General features: G+C 63.4%; 16 protein-coding genes. 11 read left to right on the top strand and 5 right to left on the bottom strand.

Translation table 11 applies throughout. The annotated features are described in order from the left end of the window. Positions 1-35 precede the first annotated feature (35 nt). From DH10_RS12725 to DH10_RS12710, 4 genes are all read right to left on the bottom strand, one after another. Positions 36-845 (bottom strand): MBL fold metallo-hydrolase, encoded by an 810-nt coding sequence (locus tag DH10_RS12725; protein ID WP_192255676.1) that lies wholly within the window; start codon positions 843-845, stop codon positions 36-38. Positions 846-889: 44 nt separating this feature from the next. Continuing rightward, a complete protein-coding gene (locus DH10_RS12720) occupies positions 890-1,735 on the bottom strand; it encodes an aldo/keto reductase (protein ID WP_192255710.1) in 846 nt (281 codons plus the stop codon). 111 nt (positions 1,736-1,846) lie between these two features. Next, on the bottom strand, positions 1,847-2,236 hold the full coding sequence (gene copM, locus DH10_RS12715; protein ID WP_192255678.1) for a CopM family metallochaperone: 390 nt from the start codon (positions 2,234-2,236) through the stop codon (positions 1,847-1,849). A gap of 44 nt (positions 2,237-2,280) precedes the next feature. Next, entirely contained in the window at positions 2,281-4,791 is a 2,511-nt protein-coding gene (locus DH10_RS12710) for a heavy metal translocating P-type ATPase (RefSeq protein WP_192255680.1), read from the bottom strand. Positions 4,792-4,981: 190 nt separating this feature from the next. On the opposite strand from DH10_RS12710, the gene DH10_RS12705 reads away from it, so the two are divergent. The 8 genes from DH10_RS12705 to DH10_RS12670 all read left to right on the top strand — a co-directional run bounded on the left by DH10_RS12705 (position 4,982) and on the right by DH10_RS12670 (position 16,319). Further along, positions 4,982-7,783: a [protein-PII] uridylyltransferase gene (locus tag DH10_RS12705; protein ID WP_192384777.1), complete on the top strand. Its 2,802-nt coding sequence runs from the start codon at positions 4,982-4,984 to the stop codon at positions 7,781-7,783. Positions 7,784-7,822: 39 nt separating this feature from the next. Then, a complete protein-coding gene (gene murJ, locus DH10_RS12700) occupies positions 7,823-9,394 on the top strand; it encodes a murein biosynthesis integral membrane protein MurJ (RefSeq protein ID WP_192255682.1) in 1,572 nt (523 codons plus the stop codon). A gap of 100 nt (positions 9,395-9,494) precedes the next feature. After that, positions 9,495-10,025, top strand: coding sequence for a dTDP-4-dehydrorhamnose 3,5-epimerase family protein (locus DH10_RS12695; RefSeq protein ID WP_192255684.1), 531 nt, complete (start codon positions 9,495-9,497; stop codon positions 10,023-10,025). A gap of 7 nt (positions 10,026-10,032) precedes the next feature. Then, positions 10,033-11,328 (top strand): glycosyltransferase family 2 protein, encoded by a 1,296-nt coding sequence (locus DH10_RS12690; RefSeq protein WP_210325300.1) that lies wholly within the window; start codon positions 10,033-10,035, stop codon positions 11,326-11,328. Between the two features lie 151 nt (positions 11,329-11,479). Next, a complete protein-coding gene (gene trpS / locus DH10_RS12685; protein WP_192255688.1) occupies positions 11,480-12,547 on the top strand; it encodes a tryptophan--tRNA ligase in 1,068 nt (355 codons plus the stop codon). A 100-nt stretch (positions 12,548-12,647) separates the two neighbouring features. Then, positions 12,648-13,139: a universal stress protein gene (locus tag DH10_RS12680; RefSeq protein WP_126096486.1), complete on the top strand. Its 492-nt coding sequence runs from the start codon at positions 12,648-12,650 to the stop codon at positions 13,137-13,139. 139 nt (positions 13,140-13,278) lie between these two features. Then, entirely contained in the window at positions 13,279-15,600 is a 2,322-nt protein-coding gene (locus tag DH10_RS12675; protein WP_192255690.1) for an amylo-alpha-1,6-glucosidase, read from the top strand. A gap of 149 nt (positions 15,601-15,749) precedes the next feature. Beyond that, on the top strand, positions 15,750-16,319 hold the full coding sequence (locus tag DH10_RS12670; RefSeq protein WP_192255692.1) for a NifU family protein: 570 nt from the start codon (positions 15,750-15,752) through the stop codon (positions 16,317-16,319). A gap of 140 nt (positions 16,320-16,459) precedes the next feature. Here the strand turns inward: DH10_RS12670 and DH10_RS12665 are convergent, their stop codons facing one another. Beyond that, entirely contained in the window at positions 16,460-17,077 is a 618-nt protein-coding gene (locus DH10_RS12665; RefSeq protein WP_192255694.1) for a L,D-transpeptidase, read from the bottom strand. A gap of 226 nt (positions 17,078-17,303) precedes the next feature. Between DH10_RS12665 and cueR the strand changes: the two genes are divergently transcribed. The 3 genes from cueR to DH10_RS12650 form a co-directional block, all read left to right on the top strand. Next, complete coding sequence (gene cueR, locus DH10_RS12660; RefSeq protein WP_192384776.1) at positions 17,304-17,693, top strand: Cu(I)-responsive transcriptional regulator; 390 nt, start codon at positions 17,304-17,306, stop codon at positions 17,691-17,693. 86 nt (positions 17,694-17,779) lie between these two features. After that, positions 17,780-18,073, top strand: coding sequence for a DUF1330 domain-containing protein (locus tag DH10_RS12655; RefSeq protein ID WP_192255698.1), 294 nt, complete (start codon positions 17,780-17,782; stop codon positions 18,071-18,073). A 72-nt stretch (positions 18,074-18,145) separates the two neighbouring features. After that, positions 18,146-18,339, top strand: a 194-nt coding sequence (locus DH10_RS12650) for an MmcB family DNA repair protein (RefSeq protein WP_192384775.1), incomplete at its 3' end; no start/stop codon positions are given.

Genomic DNA, 18,339 nt, shown 5'->3' with positions numbered 1-18,339 from the left:
TTCCGTCAAAACGTGAAAGACTCTAGCCTCGGTTCCTACAAGGGTTCGAAGCGGAAGCCTGTTTCGGTTCGGGAAATCCGGCCGACGCCCGGTGAATCGAGATGCGCTCCGGCAACGCAATAGCCGTTGTCAGCCGCAAGGGCCAATATTCGCAACCGGCTTGCCCGCGCCTGTTCCTGGTCGGCGTCGAACTCCCATGCGACCTCCGGCCGATCGAACTGAAGCGACGGCACATGCACAAGGTCGCCCCAGACCAACAATGTTTCGCCGCCGCTCGTGACACGAAAGCAGGTATGGCCGATTTCATGGCCCGGCGTGGCGATCGCCTCGATACTCGCGCTCAGGCGCTGTCCCGGGTCCAAGGGATGTGCTCGATCACGGAAGCGGCTCAACCTCATTTCCGACCGGAACATGTCGAGCTCAGCTCGAGGGACAAGCAAGCGGGAGAGCTGCGGGAAACCGTCCCGACCATCCGGAAGGATGAGCCCGTGGATATGGTCGAGATGCGTGTGGGTGAAGGCAACTGTGCGTATCCGATCGACGGCGATCTGCGCTTCGCTCAGCGCCTGCGGCAGAAAGCCCATCGTCGGGTGCCAGGCGTTCGAGGATCCCGTATCGATCAGCGTGATTTCTTCGCCGTCGTCGATGGCAAAGGCATTGACCGACAATCTGAGCGCGCCGTCGAAGAGCGGTACGTGCGACGGGAAATCGTCGCCGAAGGGCTTGTCTCCCGGCTGGCGCAGTCGCCGGACCGGCATGTCGACATAACCGTCGCGCAGCGAGGTGACCTTGATGTCGCCGATTTTATAGGTCGCGTGATAAGACCCGTCTGAAATTCGTTCCAACGCTTGCCCTCTGTCCGGTCGCAAAATCCGGATTGAGGTTTCGGTTAGATCATCTCCAGCCCGCGCTTGCGCGTCGGCGGCGGGAAGGCGCGGTCGAGCTCGGCGAAATCTTCCGCCGTCAAAGCGATGTCGAGCGCGGCAGCGTTCTGGCGGACATGCTCCTGCCGGCTGGCCTTCGGGATGGCGATGACGCCTTTCTGCGCCATCACCCACGCAAGGGCGATCTGCGCAGACGTCGCGTTATGGCGGGCGGCCACGGCGTCGAGCCTGGCATTACGGGCGAGCGCGCCCTGCTCGACCGGCGAATAAGCCATCAGCGGAATGCCGCGCTCCAGGCTCCAGGGCGCGAGGTCGAATTCCGGGCCGCGCCGCGAGAGATTGTAGAGGACCTGGTTGGACTGAACGTTGGCGCCGGAGGGCAGGCCGACCAGTTCCTCCATCTCGTCGGTGTCGAAATTGCTGACGCCCCAGTGGCGGATCTTGCCGGCCGCCTTCAGAGCCTCGAAGGCTTCGACGGTCTCGTCCAAAGGCACGCTGCCCGGCCAGTGCAGCAGATAGAGATCGATGCGGTCGGTGGCGAGCCGCTTCAGGCTGTTCTCGCAGGCCCGCTTGACACCGGCGCGCGAGGCATTGGTCGGCAGCACCTTGGAAACCAGAAAAGTCTCGTCGCGGCGCCCGGCGATGGCTTCCGCCACCACCTCCTCGGCCCCGCCGCCGGCATACATCTCCGCCGTATCGATCAGCGTGATGCCGAGATCCAGTCCAAGCCTCAGCGCGGCGACCTCATCGGCGCGGCGCTGGCGATCCTCACCCATCTTCCATGTGCCCTGGCCCAGCACCGGAACGGCCTCGCCGGACGGCAGAGTGGTGGTTCTGATTTCAGAAAACATGGGCTTGGAAGACATGGGGCCTGCTCCGCATAAAGCCGGATCGCAGCACAGCCGTGGCCGGAAATCCAGACCGAAGTCGTCGCCTTCGCCCGGATTCCCGGCTTGGAGCAATCACTTCACCGGATGCTTGGCAAGCCAGTCCTGCATCTCTTTGATTTCCGCTTCCTGCGCCTTGACGACGCCTTCCGCGAGCTTGCGGATTTCCGGATCCTTGCCGTTGGCAATCACCACCTTGGCCATGTCGATCGCGCCCTGGTGATGGGGGATCATGCCGCGGACGAAGTCGACATCGGCATTGCCGGTATAGTTGAGCATCATGTCCTTGTGCATCTTGTCCATCGCCGCCTTGTAGCCAACGGTGGCGGGGCTGTCCGCGCCCATCGCCATGCCGGACATGTCGTGCTTCATCTCCTCAGACTGCGCCGGAACGCTTTCGAGGAACACCGCCAGCAGCATTCCCGCCGCCATCAGCAGCAGCACAATCTTCTTGGCCAAGGTCATCCATGATCTCCTGTTGAATGGAATGTCGTATTTGGGAGCTTCGCTCAGAGTTTCAACGTTCTGAGCCGCAACGCGTTGCCGATCACCGAAACCGACGACAGGCTCATTGCCGCCGCGGCAATCATCGGCGACAGAAGCGTGCCGGTGAGCGGATAGAGCACGCCGGCCGCGACCGGCACGCCGAGCACGTTGTAGAGGAAGGCGAAGAACAGGTTTTGCCGGATGTTGCCGATCGTCGCCTGGGCCAGCGTGCGGGCTCTCACGATGCCGTTGAGGTCGCCCTTGACCAGTGTGATGCCGGCGCTTTCGACCGCGACATCGGCGCCGGTGCCCATGGCGATGCCGACATCGGCGCTGGCAAGCGCCGGCGCATCGTTGACGCCGTCGCCGGCCATGGCGACGCCTGCGCCCTTGGCGCGCAGTTCGTCGACCAGCGCGCCCTTCTCCTCCGGCAGCAGGCCGGCGCGCACCTCGTCGATGCCGAGCCTGCCGGCGATCGCTTTTGCCGTGCGCTCGTTGTCGCCGGTCGCCATGATGATCCTCAGGCCCTTGTCGTGCAGCGCCTTGATCGCTTCGGCGGTGGTTGCCTTGACCGGGTCGGCGACTGCAACGAGGCCGGCGAGCTTGCCATCGACGGCAACGAACATCGCCGTCTTGCCTTCGGCCTGCAGCGTCTCCGCCTTGGCGGAAACCGGCGCGGTATCGATGCCGAGGTCGGCCATCATCGCCGCATTGCCGAGCGCGACCTTCTTGCCGGACACCGTTCCGGAGACGCCCTTGCCGGTGACTGCCTCGAAGTCTTCGGCATCGGCAAGCTTGACGCCGCGTTCGGCGGCACCCTCGACGATAGCTTCGGCAAGCGGATGCTCCGAGCCTTTTTCAAGAGCGGCGGCGAGCGCCAGCAGTTCATTCCCATCGATGCCCTCGGCGGCGGCGACGTCGGTCAGCCGCGGCCTACCCTCGGTCAAGGTGCCCGTCTTGTCGACGATCAGCGTGTCGACCGAGGCGAAGCGCTCCAGCGCCGCCGCTTCCTTGATCAGCACGCCGGCATGCGCGCCGCGCCCGGTCGCGGTCATGATCGACATCGGCGTGGCAAGGCCGAGCGCACAGGGGCAGGCGATGATCAATACCGAAACAGCAGAGACGATGGCGAAGGCCAGGCTGGGCTCGGGGCCGAAGAGCGACCAGGCAATGAAGGCGATGATCGCCACCAGCACCACTGCCGGGACGAAATAGAAGGAGACGCGGTCGGCCAGCCCTTGAATCGGGGCGCGCGAGCGCTGCGCCTTGGCGACCATCTCGACGATGCGCGAAAGCGTGGTTTCGGCGCCGACCTTTTCGGCGCGCATGATCAGCGAACCGTTCTTGTTCAGCGTGCCGCCGGTGAGAGGATCGCCTTCCGACTTCTCGACCGGGAGCGGTTCGCCGGTGATCATCGATTCGTCGATCGCCGAGCGGCCCTCCAGCACGATCCCGTCGACGGGCACGGCGTCGCCGGGGCGGATGCGGAGCTTGTCCGCGGTCTTGACGCTGTCGAGCGGCACGTCCTTCTCGGACCCGTCGGCGCCGATCAGGCGCGCCGTCTTCGGCGCAAGGTCGAGCAAAGCGCGGATGGCCGAGCCGGTGCGTTCGCGGGCTCTGAGTTCCAGCACCTGACCGAGGAACACCAGCGCGACGATGACGGCCGCCGCCTCGAAATAGACCGGCACGCTGCCGTCATGGCCGCGAAACTGATGCGGGAAGACATCCGGGAACAGCGTCGCCACAAGGCTGAACAGGTAGGCGGCGCCGACGCCGAGCGAAATCAGCGTCCACATATTCGGGCTGCGGTTCAGGATCGATTCCCAGCCTCGATGGAAGAACGGAAACGCCGCCCACAGCACCACCGGGCTCGCCAGCGCCAGCTCCAACCAGGTTTTCGCGCGGCCGTCGATGAAGCTTTCGAAGCTGACGCCCAGTATCGGCGCCATGGCGATGACGAGAAGCGGCAGCGAGAGCACGGCGCTGACCCAGAAGCGGCGGGTGAAATCGACGAGCTCCGGGTTCGGGCCCTCGTCGCCGGACGGCACGCCCATCGGCTCCAGCGCCATGCCGCAGATCGGGCAGGAGCCGGGCTTGTCCCGGATGATCTCGGGATGCATCGGACAGGTGTATTGGGTGCCCTTCGGCATCGGCTGCGGCTCTGGCCGGTCGGCAAGGTATTTTGCCGGCTCATCTTCGAACTTGCCCTTGCATCCGGCTGAACAGAAATAGAAGCCCTGCCCTTCGTGGCGGATGAAATGCTTGGCGCTCGCGCGGTCGACAGTCATGCCGCAGACGGGATCGGTGGCCGTCAGATATTCCTCCGGCTCGGCCCGGAACTTCGTGCGGCAGCGTTCGCTGCAGAAATGAAAGGTGCGTCCGCCATGCTCGGCCGTCGGCTTGCCGGCGGCCGGATCGACCGTCATGCCGCAAACCGGATCGCGAATCACCGCTTCGGCCGCAGGCGCGGCATTCTTCGCCGAACAGCAGGATGCGCCGTGCGCGTGATGGTGGTTGTGGTCGGAATGGCTCATGAGCAAATGCCTCGGGATTCTCGAAATTGAGGCGGAGGTAGTCCTTCCAGTAGCTGGAAGGTCAAGGGCCGGTTTCGATTTTTGGGAATTTGGCTGGGGCGGCCGCAAATCGTCCTCCCTCACACGATGGCAAGCGCAGCCGCTCGCCCCCATACACAGCGCCGCGAAAACACGCTATAGACGCCGCCGAATGGCCAAGATCTCCCTGAAACTCGACGAAATCATCGATGGCGAAGCCTTGCGCGGCGACATGACGGCGCTGACGGCGGCGAGCGCCGGCGACGGCTCCGGCAAGACCACGCGCACGGCCGTCCTCCAGCTGCTCAAGGGCAGGCTTGGCGAGGGGCGAAAGATCGCCGAAGCGATGCTGAAGGAGGATGGCGGCGGCAATGCCTGCGCCGAACGGCTGTCGCATCTTATGGATGAGCTGATCCGGGCGCTCTACGATTTCGCCGCGACCCATGTCTACCGGGTCAAGAACCGCTCGGCCGCTGAGCGCATGGCGGTCGTCGCGGTCGGCGGCTATGGGCGCGGCACGCTGGCGCCCGGCTCCGACATCGACCTCTTGTTCCTGCTTCCCTACAAGCAGACGCCGTGGGGTGAGCAGATCGTCGAATACATGCTCTACATGCTGTGGGACATGGGGCTCAAGGTCGGCCACGCCACCCGCAACATCGAGGAATGCCTGAGGCTGTCGCGCACCGACATCACCATCCGCACCTCGATCCTGGAAGCGCGCTTCCTGTGGGGCGAACGCAAGCTCTTTGACGAATTGCTGACCCGCTTCGACCACGAGGTGGTGCGCACCACCGGACCCGAATATGTCCAGGCCAAGCTCGCCGAACGCGACGAGCGCCATGCCAAGGCGGGCGAGAGCCGCTATCTGGTCGAGCCCAACGTCAAGGACGGCAAGGGCGGCCTGCGCGACCTGCAGACATTGTTCTGGATCGGCAAATATTTCTATCGCGTGCGCACCGGCGAGGAACTGGTCGAGAAAGGCGTCTTCACCGAGGCCGAATATCGCGAATTCCAGAAGGCCGAGGATTTCCTGTGGGCGGTGCGCTGCCACATGCACTTCCTCACCGGCAAGGCGGAGGAGCGGCTGCATTTCGACATCCAGCGCGAGATCGCGGAGCGGCTGGGCTACACGACGCATCCCGGCCTGTCGGCGGTCGAACGCTTCATGAAGCACTACTTCCTGGTCGCCAAGGACGTCGGCGATCTCACCCGCATCTTCTGCGCCGCGCTCGAGGAAGAGCAGGCCAAGCATGTGCCCGGCTTCAACCGCATCTTCCTCACCTTCTCGCGGCGCAAGCGCAAGCTTGCCGGCACAAGCGATTTCATTGTCGACAATCACCGCATCAACATTGCCGACGACAGCGTGTTCGAGCGCGATCCGGTCAACCTGCTCCGCCTGTTCTGGTTCGCCGACAAGCATGGGCTGGAATTCCACCCCGACGCGCTGAAGCTGCTCACCCGCTCGCTCGGCCTGGTCAACAAGGCGCTGAGGCGCGACGAGGAGGCCAACCGGCTGTTCCTCGACATCCTGACCTCGGACCGCAATGCCGAGCTCAATCTCAGGCGCATGAACGAGGCGGGACTGCTCGGCAGGCTGATCCCGGACTTCGGCAAGATCGTCGCCATGATGCAATTCTCGATGTACCACCACTATACGGTGGACGAGCATCTCATCCGCTGCATCGGCGTGCTGGCCGAGATCGAGCGCGGCGACGGCGCCAAGGTGCATCCGCTGTCGCACTCGCTGATGCCGGGGCTGAAGAAGAGCCGCGAGGCGCTGTATGTCGCGGTGCTGCTGCACGACATCGCCAAGGGCCGGCCGGAAGACCATTCGGAAGCCGGCGCCAGGATCGCGCGGCGCATCTGCCCGCATATGGGACTGTCGGCCGCCGATACCGAGACGGTTGCCTGGCTCGTCGAGAACCATCTCGTCATGTCGATGACGGCGCAGACGCGCGACCTCAATGACCGCAAGACGATCGAGGACTTTGCTTCGATCGTGCAATCGGTCGAGCGGCTGAAGCTGCTCCTGATCCTGACCGTCTGCGACATCAGGGGCGTCGGACCGGGCGTCTGGAATGGCTGGAAAGGGCAGCTGCTGCGCACGCTCTATTTCGAGACCGAGTTGCTTTTGACCGGCGGCTTCTCCGAGGTGTCGCGCGCCGAGCGCACCGCGGCAGCGCGCGAGCAGCTGGCCGAGGCGCTCTCCGCCTGGCCGGCGAAGGAGCGCAAGCGTTATGTCGCCCAGCACTACGAGAACTATCTGCTGGCCGTCGACCTGCCCGACCAGTTGCGGCATGCCGAATTCGTCCGCGAGGCGGACGCAGCCGGCAAGAAGCTCGCCACCATGGTGAAGACGCATGAGTTCGAAGCGGTAACCGAAATCACGGTGCTGGCGCAGGACCATCCGCGCCTGCTGTCGGTGATCGCCGGCGCCTGTGCCGCGGCCGGCGGCAACATCGTCGACGCGCAGATCTTCACCACCTCCGATGGGCGCGCGCTGGATACCATTTTGATCAGCCGGGAATTCGACCGCGACGAGGACGAGCGGCGGCGTGCCGAGCGCGTCGGCAAGCTGATCGAGGACGTGCTGTCAGGCAAGAGCTGGCTGCCGGAGATGATCGAGAAGCGCACCAAGCCGAAGCGCGGCGCCAAGGCCTTCCGCATTCCGCCGCGCGCCGAGATCCGCAACACGCTGTCGAACCGTTTTTCGGTGATCGAGATCGAGGGGCTGGACCGGCCCGGCCTGCTCTCCGAGGTCACCGGTGCGCTGTCGGACCTTTCGCTCGATATCGCCTCGGCCCACATCACCACTTTCGGCGAGAAGGTCATCGACACATTCTATGTCACCGACCTCACCGGCCAGAAGATCGACAGCCCGACGCGCACGGCCACGATCCACAAGCGGCTGATCGACACGCTCGAAGGCAACGCGCCCGAACGCAACGGCAAGGCCAAGGCGGCGGCCGAGTGACATCCATTTGACGCAATTCCGCAGGCAGTCATCCACCGCATGAGCCTTGTCAAGAAATTCGCCACTGTCGCTTCCGGCACGCTGATGAGCCGCGCGCTGGGTTTCGGCCGCGAGATGCTGATGGCGGCGGCCCTCGGCACCGGGCCGGTCGCCGACGCTTTCAACGCCGCCTTCCAGTTCCCCAACACCTTCCGCAGGCTGTTTGCCGAAGGCGCCTTCAACGCCGCCTTCGTGCCGCTTTTCGCCAAGGAGATCGAGACGCATGGCACCGACGGCGCCAAGCGCTTTTCGGAGGAAGTGTTCGGTGTGCTGTTCTCGGCGCTGCTCGCGCTGACCATCGCCATGGAACTGGCGATGCCGCTGATCGTGCGCTACCTGGTGGCGCCGGGCTTCGCCGACATTCCGGGCAAGTTCGAGACGACCGTCCGGCTGGCGACGATCATGTTCCCGTATCTCATCTGCATGTCGCTCGGCGCCATGATGGCGGGCATGCTGAACTCGCTGCGCCGCTATTTCGCGGCGGCGATCGCGCCCGCCTTCCTCAACATCATCCTTATCGGCGTGCTCGCCTATGCCTGGTATCACGAGCTCGACGCGTATGATGTCGGCTTCGGCCTCTCCTGGGGCGTGCTGGCGGCGGGCATCGTGCAGCTCGCCATCGTCTGGGTGGCGGTGCGCCATGCCGGCATCTCGATCGGCTTCCGCCGGCCGAAGATGACGCCGAACGTCAAACGGCTGCTGATCCTCGCGCTGCCTGCTGCGATCACCGGCGGCATCACCCAGATCAACCAGTTGATCGGCACGGCGATCGCCTCGGGGCAGAACAGCGCCGTGTCGTCGCTGGCTTATGCGGACCGCATATACCAGCTGCCGCTGGGCGTCGTCGGCGTGGCGGTGGCGATCGTGCTGTTGCCGGAACTGTCGCGGGCGCTGAAATCGGGCAATCTGATCGAGGCCGCCAACCTGCAGAACCGCTCGGTCGAGTTCACGCTGTTCATGACCCTGCCGGCGGCGGCGGCGCTCTGGGTAATGTCGGAACCGATCGTGCGGCTGGTCTACGAGCGCGGCGCCTTCGCCGCCAACCACTCGACGCCAATCGTCGCCTCGATCCTGGCGATCTTCGGCCTCGGCCTGCCCGCCTTCGTGCTGATCAAGGCCTTCACGCCCGGCTATTTCGCGCGCGAGGATACGCGCACGCCGATGATCTTCGCCGCCATCTCGGTCGGCGTGAACGTCGCCACCGCGCTGACCTTGTTCCCGTCGATGGGCGCGCCGGGCATCGCGGTCGCATCGGCCGTCGCAGGCTGGGTCAATGCGCTGATGCTGCTCGGCATGCTGATCCGGCGCGGCCATTGGGGCCGCGACGTGCCGCTCTTGAAACGCATTCCGCGGCTGGTGCTTTCGGCTGTTGTGATGGCCGTGGCGCTTTACTTCGCCGAGCATTATCTGGCCGCAAAGCTCGGGCCGGGCTCGCCGCTGGTGGTCAAGGCGACGACGCTGCTCGCGCTCGTCGGCGGGGGTGCCGCGCTCTACTTCATCACCGCCTTCGGTACGGGCGGCGCCGATTTCGGCATGATCCGGAGGAATATCGGGCGAAGCCATAACGGTTAGGCACTTCGGGGAGCTGACCCGAAACTCTGCGCCAACTGTTGAGCCGTTGACGCCAGGTCGTGTATTACCTCCGTCAGCGAGCCTGTTGGAGACCAGTTGAATGCAAACGCTGTCGCTTGACGATTTCGATGATGACAAACCGTGGCACGACGACACTCCCTTGCTGGAGGACATTTCCAACGGCGATCTTATAGCCGGCGTCCGGATTCAACGGTTGATCACTCGTGCCGACAAGCGCGGCGATCTTACGGTTCTGATATCGGCCCTGCTGGAGCCCATCACTCCGCCGCCGCATGTCTATCTGGTATCGGCCGAGCCGGGATCGATCAGGGCATGGGTCTATCACAGGCGGCAGTCCGACCGACTCGCCTATACAAACGGCGACATCAGGGTCGTACTCTACGATCTACGCGAGGATAGCCCCACATACCAAAAATTGGACATTCTCGACGTTGGCGCAGCAAACAAGGTCCTGCTGACAATTCCGCCATATGTCGTTCATGGGGTTCACAACCGTGGCAAGAGTACCGCGACATTCGTAAACATGCCGACGAACTTCTACGACCCTAAAAATCCGGACAAGTCGCGGATTCGCTTCGATCACCCGGGCATCCCGTACAGATTCGAATAAGGTGGCGATGTTTTCGGTCATCATGGCCACCTACAATCGCGGCAGGCACATTCTTCCGTCGATACAATCGGTGTTGCGCCAAACCTGCCAGGACTTCGAGCTGCTGGTTGTAGGCGATTGCTGCACGGACGAGACCGCGGACGTGGTACGGGCGCTTGCGTCTCCTCAAATCCGCTGGTCGAACCTTTCCGAGCGCGGCGGCAGCCAAGCCTTCCCCAACAATGCGGGCATCGAGATGTCGCGCGGGCAATACGTTGCCTATCTCGGTCATGACGATCTCTGGGCTCCGGACCATCTCGAGGCACTCGCCGATCTTTTCGGACGGGATCCGCGACCGGACTTTGTCGTAAGCGGCGCGATCTTTCATGGCCCCAGGGCAAGCAATTATCGGTGGGTGACTGGCATCTTCAGCGAACCGGACGCCGCTTTTAAGCACTTCTTTCCGCCTTCGAGTTTTGGTCACCGACGCGACGTTGTCGATCGAATAGGCAAATGGCGTTACCCCAAAGAGATCAATGCGCCCGTCGACGCGGATTTCATGCTGCGGGCGGCAAAGTCAGGCATGCATTTTGTCTCGACGCAGCGGATCACAGTGCAGAAATTCGCGGCCGGTCACCGCCATCTAAGTTATATGAGCCAAAGCTCTGACGAGCAGGAACGAATGGCCCGACGAATGGCCAGGCCAGGATTCGACGGCTATCTCGCCACCGAAGTGGCCAAGGCAAAGGCAGCCAACGCTTACATGGTCGTTGTCCACCCGGACTATGAGCGCTTTGAGAAGGGTCAACTCGCGACCCAGATCGCGACGAACAAGGGTATCGTCCGCCCGGATCTGCGCACCCTCAGACAGCGCGAGGTCATCAAGCAGGACAACTCGGCAAAGGCGCTCGACTGGTTTCCGCTCCAAACGGGCGGCGGCTGGACAATCTGGGTCGGCTGCAATCCGCGCCCAAAGCTGCTTGTGCCGTTCAAATATGCCGGCAAGGCGCGGACTCGCATGGACATCTGGCACCTTCACCGCGAGGCGTTGACCGGGCTCAAATTGTCTGCAAATGACGAACCGGTTGTGACAAGCATTTCCGAGGCGCGCCAGGAGGGCGATCTTTGGAACGCGCAAGCGACGTTTGAAACGGCGCTGCGAAAGGACGATCACACGATCCTGGAGCTTCACCTCACCAGATTGCAGAGACCCGCGGGACGCAACGGTATCGGCGTGGCCGACATCGAGGTGACGCCGCTCGGGTGGCGAAGCATTGTTGCAAAGGGAACGCAGATGCTCGCCAAGTTTCGTCCGGCCCGCTGATAATCTCTTGCCGCGTTTTTCGGCTTCGTCCATAAGCGCGCCGTCGCAAGACTTTCGCCGCGCGCGGTTTCCAGCCGCGTGATTGGCTCCAAAAAGTCTGCAACTTTTTGGAATCACGCTTTTACGGCCCTCCACAAGCCATGGGGAATTCATGTCCGCCTTCAAGCCACTCGTCTTTTCGGGCGTCCAGCCGACCGGCAATCTGCATCTCGGCAATTATCTCGGCGCCATCAAGAAATTCGTCGCTCTCCAGGAACAGTCCGACTGCATCTATTGTGTCGTCGACCTGCATTCGCTGACGGCGCAGCTCGTGCATCAGGATCTCGGCGATCAGACGCGCTCGATCACCGCCGCGTTTCTCGCCTCCGGCATCGACCCCAAGAAGCACATCGTCTTCAACCAGTCACGGGTCATGCAGCACGCCGAGCTCGCCTGGATCTTCAACTGCGTGGCGCGCATCGGCTGGATGTACCGCATGACGCAGTTCAAGGACAAAGCCGGCAAGGACCGCGAGAACGCCTCGCTCGGCCTGCTCGCCTATCCGAGCCTGATGGCCGCCGACATCCTGCTCTACCGCGCCACCCATGTGCCGGTGGGCGAGGACCAGAAGCAGCATCTGGAGCTGACCCGCGACATCGCGCAAAAATTCAACAACGACTTCTCCGAGCGCATTGCGGCGCTCGGCGTCGGCGTCGAGATGCAGGTCGGCGAGGAGACGGTGAACGGCTATTTCCCGATCACCGAGCCGGTGATCGGCGGTCCGGCGGCGCGCATCATGAGCCTGCGTGACGGCTCGAAGAAGATGTCGAAGTCCGACCCGTCGGACCTGTCGCGCATCAACCTGACGGACGATGCCGACACCATCTCGAAGAAGATCCGCAAGGCCAAGACCGATCCGGAGGCCCTGCCGAGCGAGGTCGACGGGCTGGAAAGCCGGCCTGAAGCCGAAAACCTGGTCGGCATCTATGCCGGGCTCGCCGAAATCTCGAAGGCCGACGTGCTGAAGGAATATGGCGGGCAGCAGTTTTCCGTGTTCAAGCCGGCGCTCGCCGACCTTGCGGTCGAAAAGCTCGCGCCGATCGCTTCAGAAATGCGCCGCATCGAGGGCGACCGCGCCTATGTCGACGCCGTGCTGAAGGATGGCGGCGAGCGCGCCCGCGCGATCGCCGAAGGCACGATGAAGACGGTGCGCGACATCATCGGCCTGCTGCAGGATTGATCGATCCTGCTTGCTAACTTCCGTCACCATGCCGCCGGCGGCTTGCCGCCGGTCAGTGGCGGTGGCAGATTGCGGCCGAATTGATACCGGGCAGATAGACATGGTCTCCAAACGCCTCAGCCGTGAAGCCGGCCATCGCCGCAAGTTCCTGGCGATCATCGACGACACGCCGGAATGCGAGCGCGCCGTCGCCTATGCCTCGAAGCGGGCGCAAAGCACCAGCGGCGTGCTGGTGCTGCTCTATGTGATCGAGCCCGACGATTTCCAGCACTGGCTGGGGGTCGAGAAGATCATGCGCGAGGAGGCGAACGCGACCGCACGCGCGGCGCTCGACAGCTACGCCAACAAGGTGCGCCAGAAGGTCGGCATCGAGCCGGAGCTGGTGGTGCGCGAGGGCAAGCCGACCGAAGAGATCCACAAGCTGATCGAGGAAGACCAGGACATCGCCATCCTAGTGCTGGCGGCCGGCGCCGGCAAGGAAGGCCCGGGGCCGCTGGTGAGCGCCGTGGCCGGCCGAGGCGCCGCCTTCCCCATCCCGGTCACCGTGGTGCCGCAGAACCTCTCCGACGAGGAAATCGAGAGCCTGGCCTGACCGGCTGCGGTTCCGAGGCAAGCACTCATTTCCCAGAACACATATTGGTGCGGCCGCATCCATATTGCGGCCCCTTGGCCTGGCTTTGCAGCGCGCCATTTTGGAATCGTCAGGCAGGCGATATTCCAATGGAGGGCCGATGGCCAAACTGAAGCGCGGGGCAAGCCGAAGCAAAAAGTCGACACGTCAAAGCGAGGCGACCGGACCATCGGTGCAGCCCCGCTCGCAGGCAGCGCGATCCCAGGAAAGAGCCCGGCAGACGCCTCATGCGCAGCAGGAGCGCAAGCGCCGCGTGCTCGCCAAGGGCCATCCGGCCATGGTGGACAGCATTGCCAGCGCGGTTACCGTGAAGAATCTCGATCTCTATTATGTCGTCGCTTCCGACGCGCAGATTCCCCTGAAAGGCGAGCACGGCTTCGGGCTTTATTTCCACGACTGCCGCTTCCTCGGCGGCTACGAGATGACATTGGGCGGCTTGCCCCCGATCGTGCTGGCTTCGACCGCGCAAAAGGGTTACGCCGCGCTTTTCGAATTGGCCAATCCCGACCTCCATTGCGATGGAGCGCGACTGATCCCCAAGGACGAGCTCGGCATCCGCTGGGAGCGCATTCTCGATGCGGGGCGAACATGCGTGCGGGAGGTTCTGACCATCCAGAATTTCGGCAACGAGTCGCATGGCTTTCCGCTAGCCCTGCATTTCGGCGCCGGTTTCGAGGACATTTTCAATGTGCGCGGGCTGGTGCCGAAATATCTCGGCAGGTCCGAGCGGCCCGTCTGGCGGGAGGGCAGGCTGCATTTTGCCTATCACGGCGCCGATCACGTTCGCAGAACGGCAACAATCGTCTTCTCGCCGGCACCCGATGCCATGCACAAGACGACGGCCGAGTTCCGGTTCGATGTACCGTCGGGCGAAAAGCGCACCATCGCAATCACCATAGAACTGAAGGAACTGCCCGAAGGGCCAGAAGCCGAGCAGTTGAGCCAACTCCCGACGTTTGCTCTCGACGGTTTTGCCGGGAAGGTTCAGGCGGACACCGAAGAATGGCTGGAGCGACATACGAAATTCGACAGCGACAGCCTGCTGCTCAACAGCATCATGGACCGCTCGCTGCGCGACCTCGCGGTGCTCAGATCGGATTTAGGCAACAGGGAGTATTTCGCGGCCGGCGTGCCGTGGTTCGTTGCCCTTTTCGGGCGAGACAGTCTGGTCGTCGCACATGAGATGCTCGCCTTTCAGCCGGAGATCGCCGCCCAGACGCTGCGCCTTCTTGCCAGCTATCAGGGACGTCGAACGGATCGATGGCGAGAGGAGCAGCCGGGCAAGATCCTGCATGAGCTGCGCGTCGGCGAGCTCGCTCGCGCAGGCAATGTTCCGCATGCCAGGTTCTACTGCACGGTGGACGCGACTCCGCTCTTCCTGCTGCTTCTCGGCCGCTATGTTGCGTGGACAGGCGACGTGGGACTCTTCCGCGAACTGCAGGAGCCGGTGGAACGGGCTTTGGGCTGGATCGCCAAGGCCGGAGACAATCATGGCGAAGGCTATTTCAAATATCGGACCGTATCGGAGAGCGGCCTCGTCAACCAGGGATGGAAGGATTCGGCCGATGCGATCGTCAGGACCGACGGCAGCATCGCCAAGCCGCCGATCGCGCTTGTCGAGGCGCAAGGCTATGTCTTTGCCGCCAAACATGCCGTCGCCGACCTTTACGAACGCATTGGCGAGCGCGATCGCGCCAAAGAGCTTTGCGGCGAGGCCGAACGGCTTCGAACACGGTTCAACCACGACTTCTGGTGCGAGGACCTGGGCGCCTTTGCGCTGGCGCTCGAAGCGCGAGGCCGCCAGGTCGCGGTGGTTTCTTCGAACCCGGGGCATGCGTTATGGACCGGCATCGCGGACCATGGCAAGGGCCGCCGAACGGTGCGGCGGCTGATGCAGGACGACATGTTCAACGGTTGGGGCGTGCGCACGCTTTCGACCGTGGAGCGGCGCTACAACCCCGTGGGATACCACCTCGGAACCGTCTGGCCGCACGACAACGCGCTGCTGGCGGCCGGCTGCCGACGGTATGGCGAGGACGACGCGGCGCTGCGGATCTTCACCGCCATCGCCGAGGCGGCCATGCACTTCCGGCATCATAGGCTGCCCGAGGCGATGGCAGGCTTCCCGCGCAAGGATTTTCAGGTGCCAGTGCACTATCCCGTGGCCTGTCACCCGCAGGCCTGGGTGGCGGGCGCGGTGCCATTCATGGTGACCACCTGCCTCGGCCTGGAACCTGATGCCTCCGCAGGCAAGCTTCGGATCGTGCGGCCGCGGCTTCCCGATTTCGTCAACCGCATCGAGCTTCGCGGACTGCGGGTCGGGGAGGCAAGTGCCGATCTCGAATTCAGGCGGACGGCCGACGGAGCCGAGGTGAACATTCAGAGGACGAATGGACAACTCAGCGTGGAAGTCGGAGGATAAGGCCTGGCTTGGCCGAAGCGCTCCGACCGGGCAAAAACATTCCGCCAGCCAGCCATACGGGCGACGCGTTTCGCTTGAATGTCCAGCCAATAGAGCCTATTTAGAACTATTCCAAACTATCGGCCCGGGAAGGGCCTGGAGATACCCTCATGTTCATCCAGACCGAATCGACGCCGAACCCGGCGACGTTGAAGTTCCTGCCCGGCAAGGAAGTGTTGCGCGAAGGCACCGCCGATTTCCGCGACGCCGATGCGGCCGCCCAGGCCTCGCCGCTGGCCGGCCGGCTGTTCGAGATCCCCGGCGTCACCGGAGTCTTCTTCGGCTACGACTTCATCACCGTGACCAAGGACGGTCCCGACTGGCAGCACCTGAAGCCGGCGATCCTCGGTGCCATCATGGAGCACTTCATGTCCGGCGCGCCGGTCATGGTGTCGGCCGGCCCCGCCACCGAGACCAGTCAGACCGGCGAGTTCTACGACAAGGCCGACGAGGAGTTGGTGCTGACCATCAAGGAGCTGCTCGACACCAGGGTGCGCCCGGCGGTCGCGCAGGACGGCGGCGACATCACCTTCCGCGGCTTCGAGAACGGCACCGTGTTCCTGCACATGAAGGGCGCCTGCGCCGGCTGCCCGTCTTCGACGGCGACGCTGAAGCACGGCATCCAGAACCTGCTTCGCCATTTCGTACCGGAGGTTCAGCACGTCGAGCAGGTCGCCTGATCTTCCGGCGGCGGCGCCACAAGCAAACAAAAACACAAAAACAAAAAACCGGGCCCCAACAGCCCGGTTTTCTGTCTGTGGACGTCTTGTTGTTGCCTAGACGGTCCGCGCACGAAAGCTTTTGGCCGCGGCCATCGTGATCACATCACGATGACCTTGGCGCCGACCGAGGTGCGGTCGTAGAGATCGATAATGTCCTGGTTCATCAGGCGGATGCAGCCCGACGACATCGCCTTGCCGATCGAGAACCATTCCGGGCTGCCATGCAGGCGATAGCCCATGTCGCCGCCCTTGTTGAAGAGATACATGGCGCGCGCGCCGAGCGGGTTCTTCAGGCCTGGCTCCATGCCGCCGGCGAATTTGGCGAGCTCGGGCTGGCGCTTGATCATCGGCGCCGGCGGCGTCCAGGTCGGCCATTCGCGCTTCAGCGCGATATGGGCGGTGCCGTGCCACTCGAACCCCTCGCGACCGACGCCGATGCCGTAGCGCATCGCCATGCCGTCGCCCTCGATGAAGTAGAGGAACTTGTTCTGCGTGTCGATGATGATGGTGCCCGGCTTCTCCGGGGAGTCGTACCGCACTTCCTGCCGGTGGAAGCGGGCGGGAACCTTCTCGATCGGGATGCGCGGCAGCTGATAGCCGGCATCGGTCATCGCGCCATAGTTGTTGGTGAACAATTGCCCGCCGATGGTGCTGCACCCGCTGACCGCGGTCGAGAGCGCAAGAGCGGCGAGGATTGCAAGTGACTTCCAGCGCATGAATAGGTCTGACGCCCCGCCTCAATATCAGCGGCACGAGTCGGCCGCTTTCTCGCCATCATTCATGCTGGCATTTCTTTTGCTTGCCAAGCGCGCACTGCCTATATGCAAGACCTTCCCTGCCGGTAAGTGCCGAACTGCGGCATTTCGGCAACAGGGCTCGCAGGATTGTGAAGCAAAATCAATGGGGCGACTGGAATAGCCGCCAGAGATGAAGGAGAGCGCCATGAATGTCGGTGATGCCGCCGAACGTTCCGGCCTGCCGGCCAAGACCATCCGCTACTATGAGGAGATCGGCCTGATCCGGCCAGCTCGGGCCGATAACGGCTACCGCGACTACTCGCGCGACGACGTGCACCGGCTGGCTTTCCTGCGCCGCGCGCGCAATCTCGGCTTTTCAATCGATGATTGCAGGCAGCTGATGGCGCTCTACCAGGACCGCGACCGCGCCAGCCACGACGTGCGCGAAATCGCCAGCGCCCATGTCAGGGCGATCGAGGAGAAGGTGCGCGAATTGCAGTCGATGCGCGCGACGCTGCAGAAGCTGATCCACGCCTGCCACGGCGACGACCGGCCGGACTGTCCGATCCTGGATGATATGGCGGGCGTGGCCTGAATGGCATCGTACCGGACCTAGACAATTGTCAGATCCCTATCTTAGCTCACGAGCCAGCAACACTTAACGGCAAGGAGCACCACACCATGAAGGGATATTGGCTCATCATTGGCACCGAGATCTCGGATCAGCAAGCGCAAGCTGAATATGGACGGTTGTGGAAACCCATAGGCGAGAAGTATCAAGCGCGCCTCAGTTCCATGAAAAACCCGCCCTTGCTGATGGAGGCGCGCGATGCCCGCCGGGTAATCGTCGTCGAATTCCCGACGTTGGAGATCGCCAAGGCTTGCTATGCCGACCCGGCCTATGACGAAGCCAAGCGGCTTGCGCTGCAGGCGTCGAACCGTGTTCTGCTCATCTTGGAAGGGGAACTCGGGTAGGGTTTGTCAAACATACAATCGCCGGGGACGACGGGGTTCAAACCGTGAACAAAATCTGGCATGGTGCCGGCCATGCCACTCGTTTCCCCGATTCCCCTCAACCCGCTGATCGACGGCCGCCAATCCGAGCGCGCCATGCTGGTGCGGCGCGGCGTGCAGCGGCTGCTCACCGAGATGGGCGCGCACGTGCTGCCGGAGTTGTCCTTGGCCACCGGCCGGCGCGCCGATCTCGTCGCGCTGACCCGGCATGGCGACATCTGGATCAT

Source organism: Mesorhizobium silamurunense, from assembly GCF_014843825.1.
Taxonomy (GTDB): domain Bacteria; phylum Pseudomonadota; class Alphaproteobacteria; order Rhizobiales; family Rhizobiaceae; genus Mesorhizobium; species Mesorhizobium silamurunense.
This window is presented reverse-complemented; position numbering and strand designations above follow the sequence as displayed.

What these genes read in the sequence shown, in the direction of transcription:
- DH10_RS12720 (WP_192255710.1), bottom strand. Translation starts at nt 1,735, where the DNA reads ATGTTTTCTGAAATCAGAACCACCACTCTGCCGTCCGGCGAGGCCGTT.
- copM (WP_192255678.1), bottom strand. Translation starts at nt 2,236, where the DNA reads ATGACCTTGGCCAAGAAGATTGTGCTGCTGCTGATGGCGGCGGGAATG.
- DH10_RS12710 (WP_192255680.1), bottom strand. Translation starts at nt 4,791, where the DNA reads ATGAGCCATTCCGACCACAACCACCATCACGCGCACGGCGCATCCTGC.
- DH10_RS12705 (WP_192384777.1), top strand. Translation starts at nt 4,982, where the DNA reads ATGGCCAAGATCTCCCTGAAACTCGACGAAATCATCGATGGCGAAGCC.
- murJ (WP_192255682.1), top strand. Translation starts at nt 7,823, where the DNA reads ATGAGCCTTGTCAAGAAATTCGCCACTGTCGCTTCCGGCACGCTGATG.
- DH10_RS12695 (WP_192255684.1), top strand. Translation starts at nt 9,495, where the DNA reads ATGCAAACGCTGTCGCTTGACGATTTCGATGATGACAAACCGTGGCAC.
- DH10_RS12690 (WP_210325300.1), top strand. Translation starts at nt 10,033, where the DNA reads ATGTTTTCGGTCATCATGGCCACCTACAATCGCGGCAGGCACATTCTT.
- trpS (WP_192255688.1), top strand. Translation starts at nt 11,480, where the DNA reads ATGTCCGCCTTCAAGCCACTCGTCTTTTCGGGCGTCCAGCCGACCGGC.
- DH10_RS12680 (WP_126096486.1), top strand. Translation starts at nt 12,648, where the DNA reads ATGGTCTCCAAACGCCTCAGCCGTGAAGCCGGCCATCGCCGCAAGTTC.
- DH10_RS12675 (WP_192255690.1), top strand. Translation starts at nt 13,279, where the DNA reads ATGGCCAAACTGAAGCGCGGGGCAAGCCGAAGCAAAAAGTCGACACGT.
- DH10_RS12670 (WP_192255692.1), top strand. Translation starts at nt 15,750, where the DNA reads ATGTTCATCCAGACCGAATCGACGCCGAACCCGGCGACGTTGAAGTTC.
- DH10_RS12665 (WP_192255694.1), bottom strand. Translation starts at nt 17,077, where the DNA reads ATGCGCTGGAAGTCACTTGCAATCCTCGCCGCTCTTGCGCTCTCGACC.
- cueR (WP_192384776.1), top strand. Translation starts at nt 17,304, where the DNA reads ATGAATGTCGGTGATGCCGCCGAACGTTCCGGCCTGCCGGCCAAGACC.
- DH10_RS12655 (WP_192255698.1), top strand. Translation starts at nt 17,780, where the DNA reads ATGAAGGGATATTGGCTCATCATTGGCACCGAGATCTCGGATCAGCAA.